We start from the raw sequence: 21,350 nt of genomic DNA, 5'->3' as shown, positions 1-21,350 counted from the left end.
AGACAGTAAAGCGATGATGTCAAGATAACCCTCAAAATACTTCGGAGTCTCGGGTGCTGGCGGTTAAGATCCTGAACGGACTAACCTGGATTATTCACCAATCGCCAGAATACAGATGGAACGGCAACCTCAAAAAAAAGACTGTTTTTTAGACCAGTCGCCAGACTGCTTGATTGGCATAGGTTTCGAGGATTTTCCGAAATCGTCATGAATAATGCAGGCTAATTTCCGAGCTGCCCTGAAGGTTGAGTTTGGACTCTGGTAGGCGGGCACCGTTAAGATCTGCATCCAGGAAGTCAACACCATCCACATTGGTGAGACTCAAGTCGGCATCGCCCAGATCGGTTCTAGAGAGAACGGTTTGAGTCAGGCAGGCAAAGCTGAGGTTAGCCCCCCTCAAGTTCGCTCCGGTCAAATCGGCTCTACTGAGGTCCGCACCCTCTAAATTTGCATCTTGCAAATTCGCATACCGCAAATCCGCTCCGACAAGGCTGGCGCTCCTTAGATCGGCATTTTGGAGTTCTGCCAAACGCAGATCTGCATGCTGTAGAGATGCTTGGTGCAAAGTTGCATGCCTTAGGAAGCCTCGGATTAGATGCGCCCGATTCAAATTGGCACCAGCCAAGCGCGCTTCGCTCAGATCGGTGCGCCATAACATTGCACCGATCAGGCAGATCTCGTCGAGAGTTGCATTCTGTAAACTGGCAGCCGTGAGCGTTGACCGAGATAGATCGGCGCGACTTAGATCGATACCATCTAGGTAAGCTTCGCTCAGATTTACATCTCGCAGGCAAATCTGAGAAAAGTCTCGGACTCCCTCTAAGTAACGCTTTAGCAGTTCAGCAGCATCCATAAGTCCAAAACTCGTCGATATTTAGAAACCGAGAGCAGGTTGTTAAACTGTCTGGCTGAGAGCGGCTGCAGATTGGAGGAATTCAAACCTCACCCTACCGACCGCATTTCAAGTAGCTCTCTGAGACTTTAACGCGCTGTTTTCAGAAGTATCGAAGTACAGCCGCGCGTTTTGGACTTTACAGACCCGTCAGCAAGCCAATAAAGCTGTGTCCGGAGAGCACCTCAGTCAGGACTAGCGCGACAAAACCAATCATGGCAAGGCGTCCGTTCATTTTTTCGGAGTAGACGGTAAAACCGGTACGGACGCTTTCGTCAACGTACATCTGCGGCTCAGTTGCGAAGTTGTTGAGTATGCCCTGTTCGTCAACGGTATAGCTGCGTGAGTTCATGGAAGTGCCTTCGAGTAAGTTACCTATGTAAACTAATGTAACAGATATATTTAACTTTTGTAAAGTTTTCTTGGTTTTTGATGGGCATCGTCATGGCTTGTTAAGCCTGAAGTGCCTTAGAGAGATATATCGCGGCCATCAAGCGTCTAAAATAAAGCTCTAAGAAAACTCGAAAATCTTATATCCGCACGCGCTTAAGACAGCCAAGTTGAGTCCGAGCGCCTTGGCAGCGGAAAAATCCCCTTTGAAAGTCTGTCTTGCACTCCTTCGGACTGACAGGGATTTGCCGAGCATCGCTCTATCGGCGTAATTTTGGCCAGCTCGCTCGCTCGTAGAAAGGTCTATGACTTGAAGCTTGAAAAAAGGAACTGACATTCTGCCAATTTACCGTTGGGTGCTGAGGGTGAGCTAAAATACAGGCCCGACTGTCGTAGTAAATGCCGCCCATGCAGACCGTTATTGCTGTTCCCCTTCAACAAAATTCTTATAACGTCCTATTAGCACCTGGCGGGCTGCAACAGATAGGACGCGTACTGCAAGATTCGGAATTGGTGTCGCCGGGGCTTGGTCAAAAAGTCTTGATTGTCTCCAATCCGATGATTTGGAAGCACTACGGCGACATCGTTTCTAAGTCTTTAGAAGCTGCTGGGTTTGAGGTGGCGTGCTGCCTCTTGCCAGCCGGGGAACGTTATAAAACCCTCCGCTCTGTTGAAAAGATTTTTGACAGCGCTTTAGCCCATCGCTTAGAGCGATCTTCTACAGTAGTGGGGCTGGGCGGTGGCGTGATTGGTGACATGGCGGGCTTTGCAGCAGCCTGTTGGTTGAGGGGAATTGCGATCGTCCAAATTCCAACGACGCTGTTGGCAATGGTGGACGCATCGATTGGTGGTAAAACTGGCGTGAATCACCCTCAGGGAAAAAATCTCATTGGTGCTTTTCATCAACCGCGATTGGTCTCGATCGATCCAAATACGCTCAACTCGCTGCCGACCCGCGAGTTCCGCGCTGGAATGGCGGAAGTGATCAAGTATGGCGTGATTTGGGATGCGGATTTATTCGAGCAGTTAGACGATACGCCGCGGATCGATCAACCTCGCTATCTTGCGCCGGAAATGCTGATGGATATTTTGCGGCGCTCCTGTCAGGCAAAAGCGGATGTGGTTTCCCAAGACGAGAAAGAGTTGGGGTTGCGGGCCATCTTGAACTACGGTCATACCATCGGTCATGCGATCGAAAGCCTGACTCAGTACCGCCTGTTTAACCACGGCGAAGCCGTGGGTCTGGGCATGATTGCCGTGGGCGACATAGCCGTGCAGCTTGGGTTATGGTCAAAGGACTGCCGCGATCGCCAGTATCGCCTCATTCGCAAAGCGGGGTTGCCCACCCAACTCCCAGCTTCTTTCGAGTCGGAAGCCGTACTGGAGATGCTGACAGCGGACAAGAAAGTAAAGGCAGGGCGAGTGCGGTTTATTATGCCAAAGGATATCGGCGTGGTGGAAATGACCGATCGGGTGCCGCCGGAAGCAATCCTAGCGGCGGTTCGCAACCTCCAGGCAGCGTAGAGATGAGCGTTCCCAGACCTCTGCGACGGCGAGTCGCGATCGCGGTTTTGCTGGCGCTGCTGTGGATTGCGGCAATGGCACTGCCCGCAGCCGCAGCCCAATGCCAATCGATTGCGGGACGAGAGGTCTGCGTTCTGAACCTCCGCCGTAGCGCCAAGCATTATTGGGAATACTGGGCGCAACTCAGCATTGACGGGATCAAGCAGCCCGAGCGGATCTACGATTGCCGCGTGTTTTCCAGAGGGAGCTCGAGCTATATCCCCCCCGAGCTGACGGCGGAAACCGTTAAGGTGGAAAGCATTGGGAGTTTGGTATGCCGCCTCTACAGAAATTAGGGTGGGCAGTGGATCGCTTCGATCGGCTGCGCTGCAACCCGTTCCTCAGGTCGATTCCCGAGCTGTGCTGGGCTTCGCCACGACCAAAATACCCATGGTGTCCGCGGCGATCGCGTAATGTTTTGCATTTTCGAAGCCAGCTTCGGCAGCCAATTGGATTTGCTCTGGCCCTGTCGGAAAGCGAGCGATGCTGGCTTCTAAATAGGCGTACTCTTCCGTCAGAGCAAAGAAGCCAGCCACAGGGACGACAACTTGCCGCAGGTACCAGCGCTGAAATTGCTGCATCGCGTCCGATGTCGGGCGGTTGAAGTCTAGAATGGCAGCTCGGGCACCGGGCTTGAGTACGCGATACATTTCACTGAGGGCGGTTGGGATATCGGTCACGTTTCTGAGGCCATAGCCCATGGTGATAGCATCCACGGAACGATCGGGCAGTGGCAGCGTCAAAATGTCCGACTCGATCCATTGAAGGGCGTCCGACCAAGGCAGAAACGCAGCACGCGCTCTGGCGATCGCCAGTTGCCGCTCGGAGAAATCAATGCCGACGATCTGCCCCCGTCCCCGCAGCGTTCGCGCCATCATCAAGGTCAAATCGCCGCTGCCGCAGCAAAGATCGACGTTGATGCCGTCGGGGCTGGGGTTGGCCCATCGGATTGCCATTTGCTTCCACACGCGATGCTGTCCCAGGCTCAACCATCCATTGAGCCGATCGTAGACGGGGGCAATTCGATTGAATAAAGCCTGAACGTGGGCGGAAGAGGAGCTACTCATGCAAAATTACTCAGAATATTCGGGAAGCTGGACGATAAAGGTACTGCCGCTGTTGGCTGTCTCTAAACCACCCGGAACGATCGCGGGGCTGAACGCTTGAATTTTCCCGCCCATTTGCGCGATCAGGTCGCGGGCGATTGCCAATCCCAACCCCGTCCCTGGAATTGCCGTCTGGGCCTGCACGCCGCGATAGCTGCGCTCGAAGATGCGCTCTAGATCTCCAGCTGGGATGCCGCAGCCGGAATCAGAGATCGACACCCGCTGAATTAAACGATCGGCATCGCGCTCCAGATCGACCCAAATCTCCGCGCCCGCTGGCGAATACTTGAGGGCATTGTCTAGAAGATTGCCAAACACTTCCCTCAGCGCTGCTGCATCAGCCTTGATGGGCGGCAGCTCGTCGGGAATGGTGACGTGGAGGCGCACGTCCCGTTCGTCCACCCGTCCGGCGATCGCGTGGATCGAGGGCAGCAAAATATCTCCCAGCCAGCAGGGTTGAAGCGTCAGCGCGCCGCCAGTCAACCAGTTTGGCCCTGGCATTAATGCCAGTGGGCTAGAGGGAGGTATTTCTTTAGATTCCAGAGATTCCAGATCGGGCTCTAGGGCAGCATCGCCGAGGTCGATGGCATCATCGAACTGCCGCAGCAAACTTTCTAAACGGTCGCTCTCGCCGACCAAGCTTTCGGCCAAAGCGCGGTTGGCGTCTTCTGGTTGCAAGCGTTTGAGTAACAGTTTCCCCAAGGTGCGTAGCGTCGTGAGGGGATTGCGAAATTGATGGAGTAGCGTAGATAATGCCGTATGCTGCTGGGCTTGCTGAAGCATCCGCAGATCGTGCCCTTGCGCCAGCCACTGCGATCGCTGGTCGAGGACGCAGGCGATCGCTAGGGTGTGGGCGATCTGTTCGAGTTGAGCTTGCTCGCGCTTGAGCCAACGGCGCTCCTCGCGACCGACGACCAACAGCCCCCACATCATATTTTCGTGAATGAGCGGCAACACCAACCGCGTCGGCTCTCGTTCCTGAGAGCGCGTCAGTTGGCCTGTGGATGCAGGCGATCGCTTGAGTCCAGACAGCTTCCGCCTCGCAGCCGCGCGAAGGGTCCGAGGGGAACGTTTGTCTTGCGATCGTGCGGACAAATCGCCAACAGCCCTCGGCAATGCCAAAGGGGCAGATCCCGACCGTTGGCTATTTTCTTCAGGAAAAATAACCAGCGGAACCAGCGCCGTCTCGTTCTCTGCTGTGGGGTCTTCTGTCAGATAAATGGCGCTTAAAGATGCCCCAAATCCATCAATCAGAAGTGCGACCTGCGTGCGGCACAGCGTAATAAATTCCGAACTAGCAGGCATCAACATGAAATATGTCGCAGACCGCTGGGAGTGACCGATAAATCTACAGTACAGCCTGAATTAACAGCCAGCAAGCAGAGTACCCTGAGGCGGGGTACTCTGCTTGCGAGTTTTTTGCGCCAAGTCAGCGTTAGGGTTAGGGTTCTTCGCCCTCATCCTCAGCGTGAATGTCGACGGGAACGACCGAATTCGCCGACACCACTGCACCGCCATCCAGCTTTTGCCGCACTAGCTTTTCAACATCCTTGGCAAAATCTGGATTTTCTTCCATGTACTTAATGGTGTTGTCGCGGCCTTGACCGATGTTGTCGCCGTTATAGCTGTACCAAGCGCCTTTGCGAATGACAACATTCGTTTCCTCGGCCATATCTAAGATACAGCCGAGAGAAGAAATCCCCGTTCCAAAAATGATGTCAAATTCAGCAATTCGAAACGGAGGCGCGATCTTATTTTTGACCACCTTTACCTTGGCGCGGATCCCGAATTCTTCGGTTCCTTTTTTCAAGGTTTGGATGCGGCGAATATCTAGGCGAACTGACGCGTAGAACTTCAGCGCGTTACCGCCAGTGGTGGTTTCGGGGTTGCCGTAGCTGATACCGATCTTTTGCCGGAGTTGGTTTAAGAAAAATACCGTACAGCCCGTTTTACCGATGTTGCCTGTGATTTTGCGTAGGGCTTGACTCATCAGTCGCGCCTGCAAGCCGACGTGGACGTCTCCCATTTCGCCTTCAATTTCAGCGCGAGGAACCAGCGCTGCAACGGAGTCGATGACGACGAGGTCGACGGCAGTGGAACGCACGAGCTGATCCACAATTTCAAGTCCAGCTTCGCCCGTATCGGGTTGCGCGACGAGCAGGTTATCGATGTCCACGCCGATCGCCGCTGCATAGGTAGGATCTAGGGCATGTTCTGCGTCCACGAAGGCGGCCACTCCGCCTGCTTTTTGAACCTCGGCGATCGCGTGAAGGGCCAGAGTGGTTTTACCGGAGCTTTCTGGGCCGTACAGTTCGACCACCCGACCTTTTGGTAAACCACCCCCTAAGGCTAGGTCTAACGTCAGCGAACCGCTGGGGATCGTTTCAACCCGCATCCGCGTTGCATCCCCCAACCGCATAATGGAACCTTTGCCAAAGGATCGCTCAATCTGCGAGAGCACAATATTGAGCGCTTTTTGCTTTTCTGGATTGGCGGTAATTTCTGTAGACATGGGTCTGTTAACCATTGCAATGGATAGGGGATTAAAGCATGAATCTCTATTGTATGCGACAACTTCAGCGGATCGGCTGGGTTTCGCAAACGCTTTAGAGATAGAGGCGATCGCTGATTCTTGCGTCTCCTTAAAACGGACGATGCTTTTTTTGGGAATTTCTCCTGAAAATAAACCACAAGCGCAGATAGTAGACTTGCACGCTTGTCAAGGTCAATTTGAAATTAACTTGGGTCGCAGCCTGCATGGGAGAACTAAAATTTCTTGAGAACGCGATCCGAACGATCGATCTTAATCGGCGCTTCAACTTTCATCGCTGGCATAAAATATTCGGATTTTAAGAATGAATGCATCGTATCCTCCCGCACCCTGGCAGCTCTACGGTACTGCTTTTCAAACCGTCCAACTCATCGATCTCGAGCGATCGCAAACTTTCATTCCACCAACGTTTGAAGTCGTCACAATACTTCCCGGCAAAACCTTGGGAGGAATATACGTTTCTATTTATAGAGGAAATTCGACATTGGCTTATAGCGAGGCGATCGTAGTGGCAGGGCTAGTTCGGTATGGCAACCAATTTGGGGCTTGGATTTCTCATATTTACGTCGATAATCCAGAGTCTGTTGCAGGAGGGCGCAACATTTGGGGTCTGCCGAAAGAACTAGCAGAGTTTGAATGGAGTGAGGATGCGGTAAAGGTCAGACAAGGGAATTCTAACCTGTGCCTTGTTCGGCACGGCCAAAGGGGTTTCCCGCTATCGTTCTTCGGGAGATGGAAAATTAACGGAAAGGTCTTTTCAGTTCTCGACAAAGACATTCTCCAATTTCAGGGGAGATTTGAAATGTTTCCAAAGTGGATACGGGGGACTGTAACGATACCGATCGAGAGTCCGTTCTCAAGGCTCGGTCTCGACCGTCCCTGGCTGGTGCTTCAACTTCACGATCTGCGGTTGAACGCTGAAGATCCAACTGTCATGGGTCGCTTGTAGTTCAGGCCCAGCAGGCTTTTTAACAAGAACGCGCGCGATCGAATATCTTATTATTTTTTCAATTTTTCGATCCTGTTCGAGCTATTTCTTAAGGTATAGAAAAACAACACTTCAGCCCGCGTTCTTTAGCGATTTGTATTCACTTCAGCTCGAATAAAATGACAAACTTAAATATTTTATTAGCCAATTAGATGGCAAGCTTCATCCCTCTAGCAGAGAAATTCAAGCTAGTTTTTCTGCTAGAAAATAACTATGAGTCTTGTAGCTGAGTCTCATGAATTATAAAAAGGTTCGAAGTTATGTACGGCGCTCGACTAAAACCACTCGTACGGCAAGCGGCGATCGATTCGATCCAATTTTATCAACATCGTCTTTCGCCTCGTAAAGGGTTTTCTTGCCCCCATCGAATTTTATATGGAGAGCGCTCTTGCTCTGACCATGTCAAACATTTACTGTTCGAGCAAGACCTCGCCTCAGTCGTTCAACTGTCAGGTCGGCGCTTTCGAAGCTGTGCCTCAGCCGCTCGCGAGCTACAGTTGCAAAGTCAGGGAGGCTGTATTGTCATTCCCTGCTGCATCCCGCTCTAATTCGAATGCCCGGTCGCTAGCCGTTGAGTAGCGCTAACGAGGAGATCGCCCCCGACAAACCTTGGCGATCGGGTCGGGTCAATATCACAAAACCTCAGTGACGCAGATCGCAGCTAAAATCTTCTCGCGTCACAGCGCCAAGCGCGTATTTCAGAGAACATAACTATATCGAACTCGATAGACGTAAGGGCAACAGTCATGAACAACAAAACATTCCTTTCTTCTAGCCATCAACCCACTGGGAGAGTTCAACTCGTCACCGATAACTATCACGTAAACCAGATGTTTGCCTTCTGCGTGATCGGGATTGTGGCGTTTTTGGGATTAGCCTGGACGGTTGGCAAAGCAGAGATGGCTCCAATGACCAAACAATCTTCTACGAGCTTGTCCGCTCAAATTCAGCGATAGACCTTTACTGCTGGTCGATGGCAACGAAATAGAACGGCGATCGCCTGGGAGTGCCGCGCTGTCAGTATTTCTTGAAGCTCCCTGCCAGTGCTGAAACGAGGATCGTTCCGCGCGTTTTTTGAGAAACCGGATCGAGAGTCCTGGTGGCTTCCCACAGATCTTTTGCCTTCACCCAAACCGACGGATATTTGTAGCGAGACACATCTAAGATTAAAAACCGATCGTTATCTGCGTTGTAGGCAGCTACAGGTGAAATGTGCCCTCCACCTTCTTGACCGAGGGTCCGTCTAGAATAATTGACCAAGACAAAGTTACCTGATTGTTTGAGATTCTGACTGACGGTCGAGCGAAAGGCATCTAAACTCAGATCCCCGCCATACTGAATTTTGGCTTTAGCGGAATAACGCTCCAGTATGGCCGCCAATTGCGCCAGAGTCAGGCCTTGACGTTCGATTTTCTGTCGGGGAATAACGGCTTCAGTCTGGGCATCGAACAGATTGTCTTGAGTAAAGTAGTTCCGCTTCCACTCCACCGCAAATGGAGCTGGAACACCCAAAGCATTGAGAACCATGACAGCGCTGGCGATGCCACAGAAGGCTTGATTCTCCTGGGTTACGAACTGAGCGGACAAAGCCAAGAAATCATCTTGGGCCTGACTCTGGCGCAGAAGTTGCTCTCCTTGAAGCGATGTGAGGGGCATCAGGGTTTGAGGCAAAGGCAAGGTTTGAGCAACAGCCGCTGCATTTGTAAGGGTAAGCGTCAAACCAAAAGCCCATAGAAGGGGGTTGAACCCAGGCGATTCGATCGATTGCATGTGATTTTAGAAGCTCGGCTTCTAAACGGTACGACCTTAAACATTGTACGAGCCGAATATGAGAATGCCGTCAGGCACGTCCCGTCGGTCGGTATTCGACGAACGGGCAAAGCTTTTCAATAAAATCCGACGCCCAAATTGACGGAGCAGTAGGGTTGAGATCGAAGCGTTGTGCTGTCTGACCGATGTTAAAGTAGGACGATTGTAATGCGATCGCCCGTGAAATTTTCCTCTAGAGTAAGTGAACGAACGACAAATTTTGCGCGCTAAAGTGAGCTGTCCACGCTAGGTTTAGCTTTTCGAGACAGCGCACCAGCCAGTCTACCGACCCTCGCGTTTGCGATTCGTAGTGTTGAAATAAAATTGATAGCCGTCTTTCCAGATAGGGTTTTACCTTGTTGCACAACAGCACGACCTTTAGCATGAGGCCGACCGTCAAGGTCGAGCCAAAATTATTTAACAGATTCATGAATATTGTATGGTTGGGTCGCTGCTTGCTTTCAATGACCATGAAATTGAGCACCTGATTGCAGGTGCGCACCAACAGAAAATCATTCACAGGTGCTGCATTGCTCTCTGGATTTAGGCTATCGAGGTATGCTCGAAATTGCTCGTTAAATCGAGACTGCCCGGACTTCAACGGAATACCGCTGGAAATATATTCCACCAAAGCCGCCTTAAAACTTCCATAGGTTTGCGGTTCGTATCCTGGCATCCAAAACTGGTGAGCCATGTCTTTGTAGGTTCCGCGCGAATCCACCTTAGCCAGATAATGTTTGAGGCTGGAGCATACCTCTTGATGGCTCAACAGCGTTGGATTCTTAGGAGGGGTCAATACGGGTTGGTTCGGTTTTTCTTGTTTGAGCAGCGACTGCGTTAGATAGCTCGACAGATCCTGTTGGAAGCGCTGATTGGCATTGCGCTGGGTGACCACAATCAACTTCTGATAATCTTCTCCATCATCTTGATTGGTCAGGCAATGGGCGTAAAGATAGGGATAACGGTGCAGCAGTGCCGACAGGGGGCGCTGCTTATCGTTGTCATTATTGGGGTTGAGCAAATCCGCCAATCGCCGGATGCGCTCGAAATAGGAACTGCGAACGTACTCCTGTACCAAAAACCGGGTGCGTCCCGCTGGACTGGGCTGCCCCACGATGACTGACGCGCCTCGACAGAGATGTAACATCTCAACCAACTGCACGATTGTCTCCCGATGGAGAAGGTTCGTCTGCCAGCGGTTAATTAAAATAAAGCAGCAACGGTTAAAAAATAAATGAAAGCTATGTTTGGCGGAGCCGCTGCGCACCAGTTCGGTTAGCGCCACGCGAATGCGCGGTTCTGGGTACGTACCGCCCTGAACGAACAGAAGTTGGAAGCGCTGAAGGACTTGTTCCGGTAACTCCGTCCGGACGCAATGAAGCAAATGTTCGTAAATCGTTTGCTCTAATACTTCAACAGATCGATGGGTACGGGAATCCAAGACGTTCACGGCAGTTATCACCGTTTTGAAGAAGGGTTTGCGGCCAATCAAGGGATGAGCGAGCAGACAAACAACTACGCCAAACACGCATTACTGCATCTTGTTTGCGTCGCGTTTTATCCGTAGAACATCCCTAATGTAGGTTGCCCCTCCGCGCTCGTGTTTTTAACATTCGTTTTTGAGAAATTTAGCGCGCGAACCGATCTGGATCTCGTCTGATGGCCGCAGGAAAAGGTTTAGAGGCTGATTTTGCAGCTCAGAAAAATTTTCTATCCTCGTGCTACTCGTTCATGTTTTTATAGGTTGCCACCGCAGACGGCGACAGTTGGTTGAGGTATTTAAAGATCCAGTACTTAAAGACCGTATCTAGCATCACGGGAAACGTTGCGATAAACATGTTGATCACGCTTTGATTCGGCGGTAGCCCAAAATGCACGAAGGTGCTTTCCATAAGGACTTCCCATCCGTGGGGAGAGTGAAATCCAACGAAAACGTCTGTAAACAAAATGATAATGAAGGCTTTCGCGCTGTCGCTGAGACCGTAGATGACTTCATCAATCCAAGTCTTGAGCGTGCTAATCTCCTGCCGCCCCGTCACGATTAGAATCGCAAAGACCGCTAGCGAAATTAAATCGGCAAAAATATTTTTAACGGGTTCTTTCAGTTCCTTCTGCAAATCTACCTTGAGCTGTGCCGCCTTTTCCTTAAGAGCAATTTCTACTTCCTCAGCGGAACGAAGGGTTGTTGAAAACAGATTTTGAAATTTCAGCTTTTCCTCAAACGACACCATCTCTGTCAAAAACTCCTCTTCAATCCGAGGATTGACCCAAGCTTCAACCCGCTCCGCACCCCGGAAACGATCTACGATCGGGCCAACGACGACTGCTTTGGAAATTTGCTGAGTCAGCAACGGTAGAATGATGAGCAGCAACAAGAATCGAGTAGCTGAGCGAGTGCGGGTGCGGGCAGTTCGAAAGTCCCGAACCATTTCTTCTTCCGTTTGAGGATTGGGATCGATTTCTCGTCGAAACCGATCGACCGTTTTGAAAATCGAGCGGGGAATAAACCGCCCCCCCGTAGCTTTACTGGGCTGGGGACTGCTGCCAGCACTAGAGAAAGACTCTTGGACGGACTGCAGCGGTGGTGGCGATGTCTGGCTGTTGGCAGAAAGGTTAGACTGCAGCAAGTCTGCATTGCGGGAAGGTCTGGCGGCCTGAGGAGGCAATCGCCAAGGTTCGTATCGTGTCAAAACTGAATCGACAAACTGGAGCTTTCCTAATATTTCTTGGGAAAGATCGACGGTTGAGGCGCTGACCGTAATATACGGATCGTTCGAGAGGGTGTATTCAGCGGTAGACGAATTGCTATCTGCTGCGGATACCTTTCGTTGAGCGTTAGGGTCTTGGGACGATCTCGGACTATTGCTAGGCGGTTTAGGTTCGGTTTCGACAATAGGGCTGCAAAATCGATATTCCGTCAGCCGCATCCGAATCGTTTTGAGATGCCTGCTGATTTGAGTTTGGAGATAGGTCGAAACCGCCCCTTCTCCTTGAGCGTAGAGATCGATGGTTGTCCCGTCAGAGTATCGATCTTCTAGACGTTTGATGGCTTGAGCTGCCTCGTAGGCTTCGTTCAGCGCCCGTTCGGGCGTTCTGCGATACCATTGTTCTGCGGCAGTTAGAGATTGTTTCAGTCGAGCCCACACAGAACGATTCATTGGGGATTCAGAAAAACACTTTAAACTGAGTATGCCGTATCCTATCAAATCTGCTTTTCCTCCGTTGCGTCTTCTATGTTTTTCTGGATTACGGGTTCTGTTCGGTCTGGCAAGACCGCCACGCTGATCGCCCAACTCGAGAAATGGAGCGATCGCCCAGGCGCGCAGCAGCTTTTGGGCCAACCGAATGCTGGATCGGCGGCGCGGGATAAGATGATTTTGGCTTTCGCGGCGAATGCCGACAATCGGAGTGTTTTGGTCCGACGCGTTGCCGAACAGCTCAAAGGGCGCGGTAGCATAAAATTCACAACGCCCCTCGCCTTCTTTGAAGCAGAGGTGCAGTTGTTTTGGCCGCTGGCGGTGCAGCAGCTCGGCCTGCACGGTTATTTTCCCTATCGATTGCGCCCTGAAACGGAGCAGGCTCTGGCTGTTCGGTTGTGGGGAGAGGACTTCATCAAACGATTTCAGCAATGGGATGGGGCTTCTCTAGACCGTTGGGTGCGTCGAGTTTTAGATTTAATTCAGCTCGCGGCTTCTAGCGGCACGCCTTTTACAGATCTTGCCGCTCGCCTTAAGGTTGGGTCTGCCGATTCGCAACCGCTCCTCCCCGAACCTTTGGCCGATCTAGCCCAGCAGATGGCTTTAGAGTGGCGGGACTGGTGCCTGCCTCGCGGCGTGTTGACCTACGGGTTAATTACGGATTTGTTCGGACAATGCATATTGTCCCACCCCGTTTATCGCAGCCAAATTTCCCAGCGCTTTGCGGCGATCGCCGCTGACGATGTCGAAAACTATCCGGCGATCGCCCGGTCGTTCTTCGAAACCGCGCTCGATCTGGGTCTGCCAAGTATCTTCACCTACAGCGAACTGGGTGGAATTCGCGATGGCTTAGGGGCAGACTCTGTCTATTTGCTGGGATTGCGACAACGCTGTACAGAAATCGCGCTGCCCTCGGCTGCGGGGTTAGCAGAGGCCGCTCGGGTTTCAATTGCGGACCTGCCTTTTGCCCTCCAGGAGGCCAGCGCTCAGCGCCAACCCGAGTTTTATGCCCTCAAAACCACATCTCGCTTTGAGCTCTTACAAGCGGTCGCGCAGCAGGTCGCAGACTCTATTCAGGCTGGAGTAGTTTTGCCCCATGAGGTGGCAATCCTAGGGCCCGGTCTCGACCCCCTCGCCCGGTTTGGCATTATTGAAACCCTCCAGCGCGCTGGTATTGCAGTCGAGTCATTGCGCGACCAGCGCCCCATTCTAAGCACGGCCATCGTGCGATCGCTTTTGACCCTGATGGCTCTGGTTTATCCAGGCTTGGGACACCTCCTCGAAACAGAACAGATCGCTGAAATGCTGGTCGTGCTATCAACCGTTCGAGCCCCTGCAAACGGATTAGAGCGCAGCAGTGCTATTGACCCCGTTCGAGCAGGTCTGCTGGCAGACTACTGCTTCCGTCCCCACCCGGATCGCCCGGAACTGCTGCCCATTGAGGTCTACGCCCGTTGGGACCGTTTAGGCCACAGCACGGCCAATGCCTACGAAACATTGCGTCAGTGGATTGCCCAACAGCAGGGTTCCCTAAACGGCAGCAGCGCCAACCCCCTGGCACGGGATCGTTCTACTGCTTACCTAACCCTCAGCCCCGTGTTCGTACTGGATCGGGCAATTCAAACTTTTTTGATGCCCCGCCCCTTAACGGTAGACCAGCTTGCAGTACTGCGGGAGTTAATTGAAACAGCCCAGCACTACTGGGATGTTGACGCTCACCTGCGAAAGATGGAGAACCCCTGGCCCACCTTGACAGAAACGGTCGGTGCCTTCATTCAACTTTTGTATCGAGGCATCGTCACTGCAAACCCCTACCCTACTACTATCGCCCAGCAAGCCCGTTCTTCTGTCATATTAGCAACGACCTTTCAGTATCTCAACGCTCGCCTCGATCGTCGCTGGCAATTTTGGTTGGATGCCGGATCGCAGCTCTGGCAATACAGCGGCGATCTGCAGCTCTGGGGCGCGCCTTTATTTCTAAAAGCCAATGCCGAAGGCTTGCCTGACCCAGGGGGACAAATGCAAGAATTCAACTCCCCGCTTCAGAATACGCTCCTCAATTTACTGGGGCGGGTGCAGAATCGAGTTTATCTTTGTCATAGCGAATTGGCTGTTAACGGGCAACCTCAAACGGGCCCACTCTTGCCTTGGATCGAGCTTGCTTTACCCGCAGAGACTTAGGGGGCAAACTAAAGCTAGAGTTTATAATTTTTTTACCCCATTGCTCTTCTGACTGAAGAAACCAGCCAACTAAAGGTACATTGTCGATTTTGTAGCAAAATCAACAAAATTTGTAGCGACGATCGTACCTTTGGGTTCGGAGCGGGGGTCAAGTTCTGAAAGAAAGTCCTTTCGGTATTAGTAGCGTCCTTGCCTCTATGTCCGAAGACAAAGGATTAGGCCTACTAATTTGCGCCTTGCTCTTTCAAGACAAGTTGCCGTTTCGAGGACTTGACCGAGCTATACGGGGGGATCGATAGCCCACTTAATTATAGTCATAAATTGAAAATTTAGAACAGTGCGAGGACCAAAGTATCAATTTTTTTTCAAATCTTTTCCCTAGAGAAAAATTATGTCGAGGTATGCAGCGATCGAACGGCCTAGAATTTGCGTACTAGAGAAGTTAGCGGAGAAGATGTTTTTGCCGCTAAACTATCTTGATGAGAGGGTCTAGAATGCCGAGCTCGATCTAGAGATTTTCAAATTTTCTAGATTTTTCGGATACCACGCTCTACCGAATGGGTCTAAAACCCCATTGCTGCTGCAACTGAATCCAAGCGAGCGCTCACCCCTTGATGAAACCGATCGAACTCTTGCTTGAGAGCAATATCGGGATCTTTAAGACCGTTTCCGGTCAGCACGCAAACGACGGTCCCACCCACAGGCACTCGATCCTTTAGCTTGAGCAGTCCCGCCACGGATGCGGCACTTGCCGGTTCGCAAAAAACGCCTTCCTCTGCCGCTAGAATTCTGTAGGCATCTAAAATTTCGCCATCGGTGACGGCATTAAAAGCCCCTTGACTGGCGTGCCGAACGGCGATCGCCTTTTCTTGATTGGCAGGATTGCCGATCCGAATTGCAGTTGCAAGGGTGTCGGGATGTTCGACCGAGTGTCCCAACACCATCGGCGCAGCCCCTGCGGCCTGAAACCCCATCATGTGGGGAAGGCGCTGACAGCGGCTTTCTTGATGGTACTGACAGAATCCCATCCAATAGGCGGTAATGTTACCGGCATTTCCCACGGGGATGCAAAGCCAGTCGGGAGCGTCTCCCAGGGCGTCCACAACCTCGAACGCCGCTGTCTTCTGCCCTTCCAACCGATAGGGATTTACAGAATTAACCAACGTGACGGGATGGGTCTCTGCCATCTCCCGCACGATTGCAAGCGCGTCGTCAAAGTTACCTCGAATTGAAATAACTTGAGCGCCGTAGAGCAGGGCCTGAGCCAGCTTGCCCTGGGCGACGTAGCCATCGGGAATGATAACGAAAGCTTTAAGCCCGCCGCGACGGGCGTAGGCGGCAGCGGCGGCGGACGTGTTGCCCGTACTGGCGCAAATGACGGCTTCTGACCCGGCCTCCTTCGCCTTGGTAACCGCTAGGGTCATGCCCCGATCTTTAAAGCTGCCCGTGGGGTTGAGCCCGTCGTATTTTACGTAAACCTTTACCTGACGACCGATCCGACTGGCGATCGCCGGGGCCGGAATGAGCGGCGTGTTGCCCTCGTGAAGCGTGACAATGGGCGTGCTCTCAGAGACGGGAAGATAACGTCGATACGCTTCAATCAGTCCCGGCCAGTACTGCACTGGAGCGGCGGTCGAAAGGAGGCTGGAGGTCACAGTCTATATAAAGCTGAGTGGATTAACCCCTCCAGTGTAACCTGATTGTTCGCTCGGCTATCGAAAAACTCTAGCGCGAGGCAGCATCTGACTCCGTCTAAAACCCTTTCTAAAGGGGTCAGCTTGGGAACGGTCTCTTTGAAATTTGTCACATAGGTTGCGATTTCTGAGGCGACTTGACGCTACAATGGCTTCCTGGATACATAAAATAAGTATAAATAACTAGTCAAATGTCTGTTATTAACCCTGTAAAACCGTCTATTGCTGCGTCCCCTTCTTCTGAAGATCGGGCTGTCGATGAGCGGACAGTACGGACCATTCAGCAGCAATACCAAGTCAGCCACCAAGAAGAATTCCTGCGTTTAAGAGCGCAAGTCGAAGCCCTGCTGGCGGATCTGCAAACGCGGACGTTAAACGCCTCAGACAGCGATCGCGAGCTAGCGCTATAAATCCATTTGAGCCTGCGTGCCGATGGTCGGTCGAGCGGCGACCTCAATCGTTTGACCTCGCTGGATTCTGAGCGACGCATTTAGAAAATCAATTTCGATCTCCAGAAGGTATTTAAATCCTTAAGAGGGTTGAGGCGCGGTAGGAGGAAAAGACTGTTAAGCTGCTGAAAGGGTGGCTTCAGTTTTTTCAATCTACCGCATTGTTTTGACCGGAAGCGCAGCCTAAATCGTATCGCTATAGTCGCCTTCGATTTATGACAAAACCGATAGAGTCAAAGCATTCTGAGCAACAGTTCTTAAGACAGCCTTTGAGCTTTGGAGATCGCTACCCCTGTCCGGTCTGTCGATACGGTCAAATCGAGGGAATTTTTTGGGTGGATGCATTTTCTTGCAAATTTTGCCGCCACATTTTTACCGTCGATAGCCTGCAGCAGTTGCGGTTGGAAGATACCGCTCAACCGCTTAAATGGCGCTGGACTGGCGATCGCTGGGTTTCCACACGCAGCGTTGCGACGGAAGAGTCGCTGCTGCTGATTTGGGGACTGGGTCTTGCGTTTGTTCTGATTCCGACAGCTTTGGTTTGGCTGGCGAATCATACGTTCCCCGCTCTACCCGCTCGGGAGAGCGGCGGCCTATCTTTTTCCGCGCTGTGGACGGTGCTGACCTTTTTGTCCCACGGGTCGATCGTGGCTTGGTTCTGTCTGGAATATTATCAAATCCCCATTTATCTCATCCTCAAGCTTTACGTTCGGCGGCTCTTTCAGCCCATCCTCAGCGCGTGAAGGCGGGGTAGAAGGGCTTCAATATCCCACTCTGCGGCAGCGCGAGCCAGCGCTGTTAATGCTAGGTCGTCTTGGTGGGGCAAAATTCCTAAGACGGGGTGGCGGGTAAAAGACTCTAAGAGTTCGACGGAAGCCCACTGTTCGATCTCGAGGGCCGAGCAAGGGTTCGAACAGCTCAAAATCAGTCCTCGAATGTCAACGCGAGCCTGCTGGGCTAAAGCGACTTGGGCGATCGCCTGTCCTATAGCCCCCAGCCGCACCGGAACCACCAATACCGTCGGTAACGTCCAGTCGCGGGCCAAGTCGGCGACCGTCAACTCTGCGGTAATGGGAGAACCCAAGCCGCCAACGCCTTCTACCAGAATCCAGTCGTGGGTTTGCTGAAGCGTTTGAAACGTTCGCCAAGCCAAACCGAGATCGACGGATTTTCCTTCTGCGGCAGCGGCTAAAGGAGGAGCCAAGGGAGCCTCAAAATAAAGCGGCGTAATTTGCTCTAAAGTTTGCGAGAGGTCGAACTGTCGGGCGTAGAACTCGCGATCGCCCTCACCAGACTGAATTGGTTTAAAAACAGCCACCTTCTGTTGGGGATAAAACGACTTGAGGTAGGCAGTCAGCGCAGCGGTGACGGCAGTTTTGCCAACGCCAGTATCCGTTCCGCTCACGAAAAGGGATGTTGCCACAGATTTAACCTACAGAAGAAACGGTCAGTCGAGCGATGGAGAGCAAAATGCTTGAGAAGAGCACCTGAGTTTGGGGTTCGATCGGTTTTCGGCTGGGGATAAAACTATCCCCGCAGCGCGCGCTGGGCTATGCTGGATCGTGTTTTGAAGAAATTTTAGTGCAGATGCCTGAAGATCATTCCTCTCAAGAAGACTTTCGCGCGATCGAGGTTCACCTGCATCAGCTCGTCGAGCGATCCCAAGCAGACCCCGTCGCATTACTCAAGATCTTGCGTTTTTTAGAGCAACTGCACAACGAAGTTCGAGAACTCCACTTTCAGCCATCCCTACCGATTTACCGCCACGAGCTATACGCCATGCTTAGGGAAGTAGAAGCGGAAGGCGGATGGCCCTACATTCCAAGAATGCAGCTAAGAGAAATTTTGTCGGGCCACGCGCGAGATTTTACGGCAGAAGAAGAAGGGGAAGGCTTCGAGTCTCAATAAGCTGAAGCAGAATTTGCGATGTCGCAACGAAATGCTTCGCGTCCCTACAGAAGGGCGGGTGGTTTTTCTTCTGGGAATCGATCTGAGAGTGCAGAATTTTACTCCAATGCATCCAGGTCGATCGCCCGCGATCCGCCCTGCTGGAGCAAGAGCAGTAAATTACGAAGCTGAGACCAAACCAATAGCCCCGTAAGGACGGTCAGGGCAACAGACGCAATATAACTAAATTGGAGCGGCAAACCGAAGATATTGAGTCCAGAGGCCAGAAATACGCAAATTCCCCCGCAAATCCCTAAAAAAGGAATTAGTAAGGAAAAACCCTGAAGTTGCTGCAAAATTCGCGTAGAGCGAGTTTGAGACCAGGTTTTGACCGCTTGTCTCAGCGTCACTTCAAAGGCACGACCGCAGACGATGCCTGCCAGCAAACCTGCAACCAGCAAAAAATAAGGGGGATCGTAATACATGAGACCTAGAGCTTCCTCGAAGCATTTGCGTTTGAGTATCTTTGCATCGTATCACTTCATCAAACTTTACAAACGCTTGCTTCCGGCCATTTGCGGCTCGCGGGCGTCCGCGGGTTTTGAGGCGGACTGAGGCGCGGCCCAGGGGGTTAAGTTGGCGACTACCCCTCCTGAAAAATCTGCCAGCGCGCCAAAGGCAGCATTCACCAGCTTGCTGGGATGTAAATCTGGCTGAATCAGCGCCCAGAGTCGCTGTACTTCGGTGGTGTGGAGCCGATCGTCTTCGGTGAGGGCTAGGACGATCTGCCGGCGCAGAAACTGGCTTTCTTCGGAGAAGAGGTATTGCAGCCCCATCTGGGCGGTCGGGACCAGATCGAAGGACTTGTCGGAACGGGCGATCGCGATCATATTTTCGAGGCGCTCCCACTGGAATTTCCCGTCTTTAAAGAGCACTTCAATAAGACGGCGGCGGAACGCAGGAGATTCTTCAGTTAAGAGGCGCTTGGCAATATAGGGGTAACTCACTTCGACAATTTTGAAATTGGGGTTCAGGCACAGCGCGACCCCCTCTTGAGTGACCAAGGAGCGAATGATGAGGGCGAACTTGGCCGGAATCCGAAACGGGTACTGGAACATGAGATCCGAAAACCGATCCGTCGCAATCTTAAAGTTAAACTCGCCAACGCTAGATCCCACCACATCCGCAAAGACGCACTCTAGGGCGGGAACGATCGGCGTAATGTCGGTATCTGGGGTAAGGAACCCCAAGCGAACGAAGTCCTGCGCCAAACGCTCGTAATCTTTGTTGACCAAGTGAACCAGCGCATCGACCAGCGTCTCCTTCGTCTCCTGGTTCAGCTGATCCATCATGCCAAAGTCAATATAGGCCATCCGACCGTCGGGCATGACAAATAAGTTGCCGGGATGGGGATCTGCGTGGAAAAAGCCAAATTCTAGCAACTGTCGCAACCCCGACTCGACCCCAATCCGAATCAGATTATCCGATTCTAGATTTGCATCGAGAATGCACTGGGTGGCAGACAGCTTAAATCCATCAATCCACTCTAGGGTTAGAACGCTGCGGCTGCTGTATTTCCAATAAATAGCTGGAACCTTAACCTCCAGAGAATCGCGGAAATTACGCGCAAACTGCTCGGCATTCAAGCCTTCGTTGTGATAGTCGATCTCTTCGAAAAGCTTCGTGCCAAACTCATCCACGATCGTCCTCAAATCGTGGCTGAGGTTGATAGGCAGCCACGGTCCGATTAGTTTGACCACATGACGAATGATAAAGAGGTCGAGAGTCAGCTTTTTCTCTAAGTTGGGTCTTTGAACTTTAATGGCTACCGCTTGACCGTTATAAAGCCGACCTTTATAAACCTGTCCCAAGCTGGCTGCTGCCACTGGCTTTGGAGAAATTTCTTGAAAGGCATCCTCGACGATGCAGTTTAACTCGCGTTCGATAATGGCAAAGGCTTCCTGCGTCGGAAAGGGAGGAAGCTGGTCTTGAAGCAGCGTAAGCTGCTCCAGGTAGTCCTGTCGGACGAGGTCTGGCCGGGTTGAAAGCGCCTGCCCGATCTTGATAAACGTAGGGCCGAGATTGGTCAGCAACTTTCGCAACTGCATGGCCCGTAGGGGAAGATTCCGTTCCGTTCGATTTAGAATCTTGTCGAGTTGAATGCTCCCCACAAACCAGGCAAACATGACTGCGACTTGAAGCGATCGCCATAATACTTTCCAAGGACGCCAACGGTAGTAGCGAGAAATTGCATGGGGGTCGTACCGTTTTAGCACCGTGCTGTTGCGAGATGTTTCAGCACCGAGTAAAGACTCAGCCACAGGATTCTTCTACCTCGTTCTAACGCGCTCGTTCTAAGCATGCTTGGAGCTGCTCTCAGCCCTAAGAAGTTTGTCCTCTAAGACCTCAATAGGAGCAGATCTAAACTTAGCTTAACTTCAATATAGTATAGAAAACTACAAGGATGGGCGATCCCCATTGCAGGCGAAACCAACGACAACCCGCTTCAACTAATCCGTTCGATCTTGAAAAGCCTTACCGAACAAAGCATTAAATCCACAGCGAGATCGACGTCGAGGGCCCAATGCCGCGACAAACGTGTATTAACTTTTATTGCAATTTCTGCGCGAGCCGAACCCTCGC

21 protein-coding genes and 1 riboswitch are annotated in these 21,350 nt (G+C 51.9%); of the genes, 9 read left to right on the top strand and 12 right to left on the bottom strand.

The genetic code is table 11. The annotated features are described in order from the left end of the window. Positions 1-205: 205 nt before the first annotated feature. Both R6H26_RS08740 and R6H26_RS08735 read right to left on the bottom strand, forming a co-directional pair. Positions 206-853 (bottom strand): pentapeptide repeat-containing protein, encoded by a 648-nt coding sequence (locus R6H26_RS08740; RefSeq protein WP_404790068.1) that lies wholly within the window; start codon positions 851-853, stop codon positions 206-208. Between the two features lie 178 nt (positions 854-1,031). Then, positions 1,032-1,244: a chlorophyll a/b-binding protein gene (locus R6H26_RS08735; RefSeq protein WP_404790066.1), complete on the bottom strand. Its 213-nt coding sequence runs from the start codon at positions 1,242-1,244 to the stop codon at positions 1,032-1,034. A 446-nt stretch (positions 1,245-1,690) separates the two neighbouring features. Here R6H26_RS08735 and aroB point away from each other — a divergent pair, with 446 nt between their 5' ends. Continuing rightward, entirely contained in the window at positions 1,691-2,806 is a 1,116-nt protein-coding gene (gene aroB, locus R6H26_RS08730) for a 3-dehydroquinate synthase (RefSeq protein WP_404790063.1), read from the top strand. Positions 2,807-2,808: 2 nt separating this feature from the next. Continuing rightward, on the top strand, positions 2,809-3,141 hold the full coding sequence (locus tag R6H26_RS08725; protein ID WP_404790061.1) for a hypothetical protein: 333 nt from the start codon (positions 2,809-2,811) through the stop codon (positions 3,139-3,141). Positions 3,142-3,186: 45 nt separating this feature from the next. Here the strand turns inward: R6H26_RS08725 and ubiE are convergent, their stop codons facing one another. The 3 genes from ubiE to recA form a co-directional block, all read right to left on the bottom strand. Beyond that, a complete protein-coding gene (gene ubiE, locus R6H26_RS08720; RefSeq protein ID WP_404790059.1) occupies positions 3,187-3,912 on the bottom strand; it encodes a bifunctional demethylmenaquinone methyltransferase/2-methoxy-6-polyprenyl-1,4-benzoquinol methylase UbiE in 726 nt (241 codons plus the stop codon). 6 nt (positions 3,913-3,918) lie between these two features. After that, complete coding sequence (locus R6H26_RS08715; protein WP_404790057.1) at positions 3,919-5,262, bottom strand: ATP-binding protein; 1,344 nt, start codon at positions 5,260-5,262, stop codon at positions 3,919-3,921. A gap of 130 nt (positions 5,263-5,392) precedes the next feature. Continuing rightward, complete coding sequence (gene recA / locus R6H26_RS08710) at positions 5,393-6,463, bottom strand: recombinase RecA (RefSeq protein ID WP_404790055.1); 1,071 nt, start codon at positions 6,461-6,463, stop codon at positions 5,393-5,395. Between the two features lie 343 nt (positions 6,464-6,806). Here recA and R6H26_RS08705 point away from each other — a divergent pair, with 343 nt between their 5' ends. The 3 genes from R6H26_RS08705 (at position 6,807) to R6H26_RS08695 (ending at position 8,446) form a co-directional block, all read left to right on the top strand. Next, on the top strand, positions 6,807-7,451 hold the full coding sequence (locus tag R6H26_RS08705; protein ID WP_404790054.1) for an acetoacetate decarboxylase family protein: 645 nt from the start codon (positions 6,807-6,809) through the stop codon (positions 7,449-7,451). A 299-nt stretch (positions 7,452-7,750) separates the two neighbouring features. Then, positions 7,751-8,038, top strand: coding sequence for a membrane protein insertion efficiency factor YidD (gene yidD, locus R6H26_RS08700; RefSeq protein WP_404790052.1), 288 nt, complete (start codon positions 7,751-7,753; stop codon positions 8,036-8,038). A gap of 198 nt (positions 8,039-8,236) precedes the next feature. After that, complete coding sequence (locus tag R6H26_RS08695; RefSeq protein ID WP_404790050.1) at positions 8,237-8,446, top strand: hypothetical protein; 210 nt, start codon at positions 8,237-8,239, stop codon at positions 8,444-8,446. A 61-nt stretch (positions 8,447-8,507) separates the two neighbouring features. On the opposite strand, the gene R6H26_RS08690 is transcribed toward R6H26_RS08695, so the two are convergent. The 3 genes from R6H26_RS08690 to R6H26_RS08680 form a co-directional block, all read right to left on the bottom strand. After that, positions 8,508-9,260, bottom strand: a complete 753-nt coding sequence (locus R6H26_RS08690) for a phytochelatin synthase family protein (RefSeq protein WP_404790048.1) — start codon at positions 9,258-9,260, stop codon at positions 8,508-8,510. A 232-nt stretch (positions 9,261-9,492) separates the two neighbouring features. Continuing rightward, positions 9,493-10,827, bottom strand: a complete 1,335-nt coding sequence (locus R6H26_RS08685) for a hypothetical protein (RefSeq protein WP_404790046.1) — start codon at positions 10,825-10,827, stop codon at positions 9,493-9,495. A gap of 193 nt (positions 10,828-11,020) precedes the next feature. Further along, on the bottom strand, positions 11,021-12,457 hold the full coding sequence (locus R6H26_RS08680) for a proton extrusion protein PcxA (protein ID WP_404790044.1): 1,437 nt from the start codon (positions 12,455-12,457) through the stop codon (positions 11,021-11,023). A gap of 75 nt (positions 12,458-12,532) precedes the next feature. On the opposite strand from R6H26_RS08680, the gene R6H26_RS08675 reads away from it, so the two are divergent. Next, positions 12,533-14,677 carry a recombinase family protein gene (locus tag R6H26_RS08675; RefSeq protein ID WP_404790042.1) on the top strand — a complete coding sequence of 715 codons (2,145 nt, stop codon included), beginning with the start codon at positions 12,533-12,535 and terminating at the stop codon, positions 14,675-14,677. 170 nt (positions 14,678-14,847) lie between these two features. Beyond that, positions 14,848-14,946: riboswitch (cyclic di-GMP riboswitch) on the bottom strand. A 294-nt stretch (positions 14,947-15,240) separates the two neighbouring features. Here the strand turns inward: R6H26_RS08675 and thrC are convergent. Further along, a complete protein-coding gene (thrC, locus tag R6H26_RS08670; RefSeq protein WP_404790040.1) occupies positions 15,241-16,332 on the bottom strand; it encodes a threonine synthase in 1,092 nt (363 codons plus the stop codon). A 230-nt stretch (positions 16,333-16,562) separates the two neighbouring features. Between thrC and R6H26_RS08665 the strand changes: the two genes are divergently transcribed. Together R6H26_RS08665 and R6H26_RS08660 are read left to right on the top strand one after the other, a co-directional pair. After that, positions 16,563-16,781 carry a hypothetical protein gene (locus tag R6H26_RS08665; protein WP_404790039.1) on the top strand — a complete coding sequence of 73 codons (219 nt, stop codon included), beginning with the start codon at positions 16,563-16,565 and terminating at the stop codon, positions 16,779-16,781. A 254-nt stretch (positions 16,782-17,035) separates the two neighbouring features. After that, entirely contained in the window at positions 17,036-17,563 is a 528-nt protein-coding gene (locus R6H26_RS08660; protein ID WP_404790037.1) for a hypothetical protein, read from the top strand. Here the strand turns inward: R6H26_RS08660 and bioD are convergent. Next, entirely contained in the window at positions 17,542-18,243 is a 702-nt protein-coding gene (gene bioD / locus R6H26_RS08655) for a dethiobiotin synthase (protein ID WP_404790035.1), read from the bottom strand. The two genes, R6H26_RS08660 and bioD, sit on opposite strands and share 22 nt — an antisense overlap. A 164-nt stretch (positions 18,244-18,407) precedes the next feature. On the opposite strand from bioD, the gene R6H26_RS08650 reads away from it, so the two are divergent. Then, complete coding sequence (locus R6H26_RS08650; RefSeq protein WP_404790033.1) at positions 18,408-18,728, top strand: hypothetical protein; 321 nt, start codon at positions 18,408-18,410, stop codon at positions 18,726-18,728. Between the two features lie 98 nt (positions 18,729-18,826). Here the strand turns inward: R6H26_RS08650 and R6H26_RS08645 are convergent, their stop codons facing one another. Together R6H26_RS08645 and R6H26_RS08640 are read right to left on the bottom strand one after the other, a co-directional pair. Further along, on the bottom strand, positions 18,827-19,192 hold the full coding sequence (locus R6H26_RS08645; protein WP_404790032.1) for a hypothetical protein: 366 nt from the start codon (positions 19,190-19,192) through the stop codon (positions 18,827-18,829). A 66-nt stretch (positions 19,193-19,258) separates the two neighbouring features. After that, a complete protein-coding gene (locus R6H26_RS08640) occupies positions 19,259-21,028 on the bottom strand; it encodes an ABC1 kinase family protein (RefSeq protein WP_404790031.1) in 1,770 nt (589 codons plus the stop codon). Positions 21,029-21,350: the final 322 nt, after the last annotated feature.

The sequence above is a fragment of the Altericista sp. CCNU0014 genome, assembly GCF_044923475.1.
In the GTDB taxonomy this organism is placed as follows: domain Bacteria; phylum Cyanobacteriota; class Cyanobacteriia; order Thermosynechococcales; family Thermosynechococcaceae; genus JAAURS01.
This window is presented reverse-complemented; position numbering and strand designations above follow the sequence as displayed.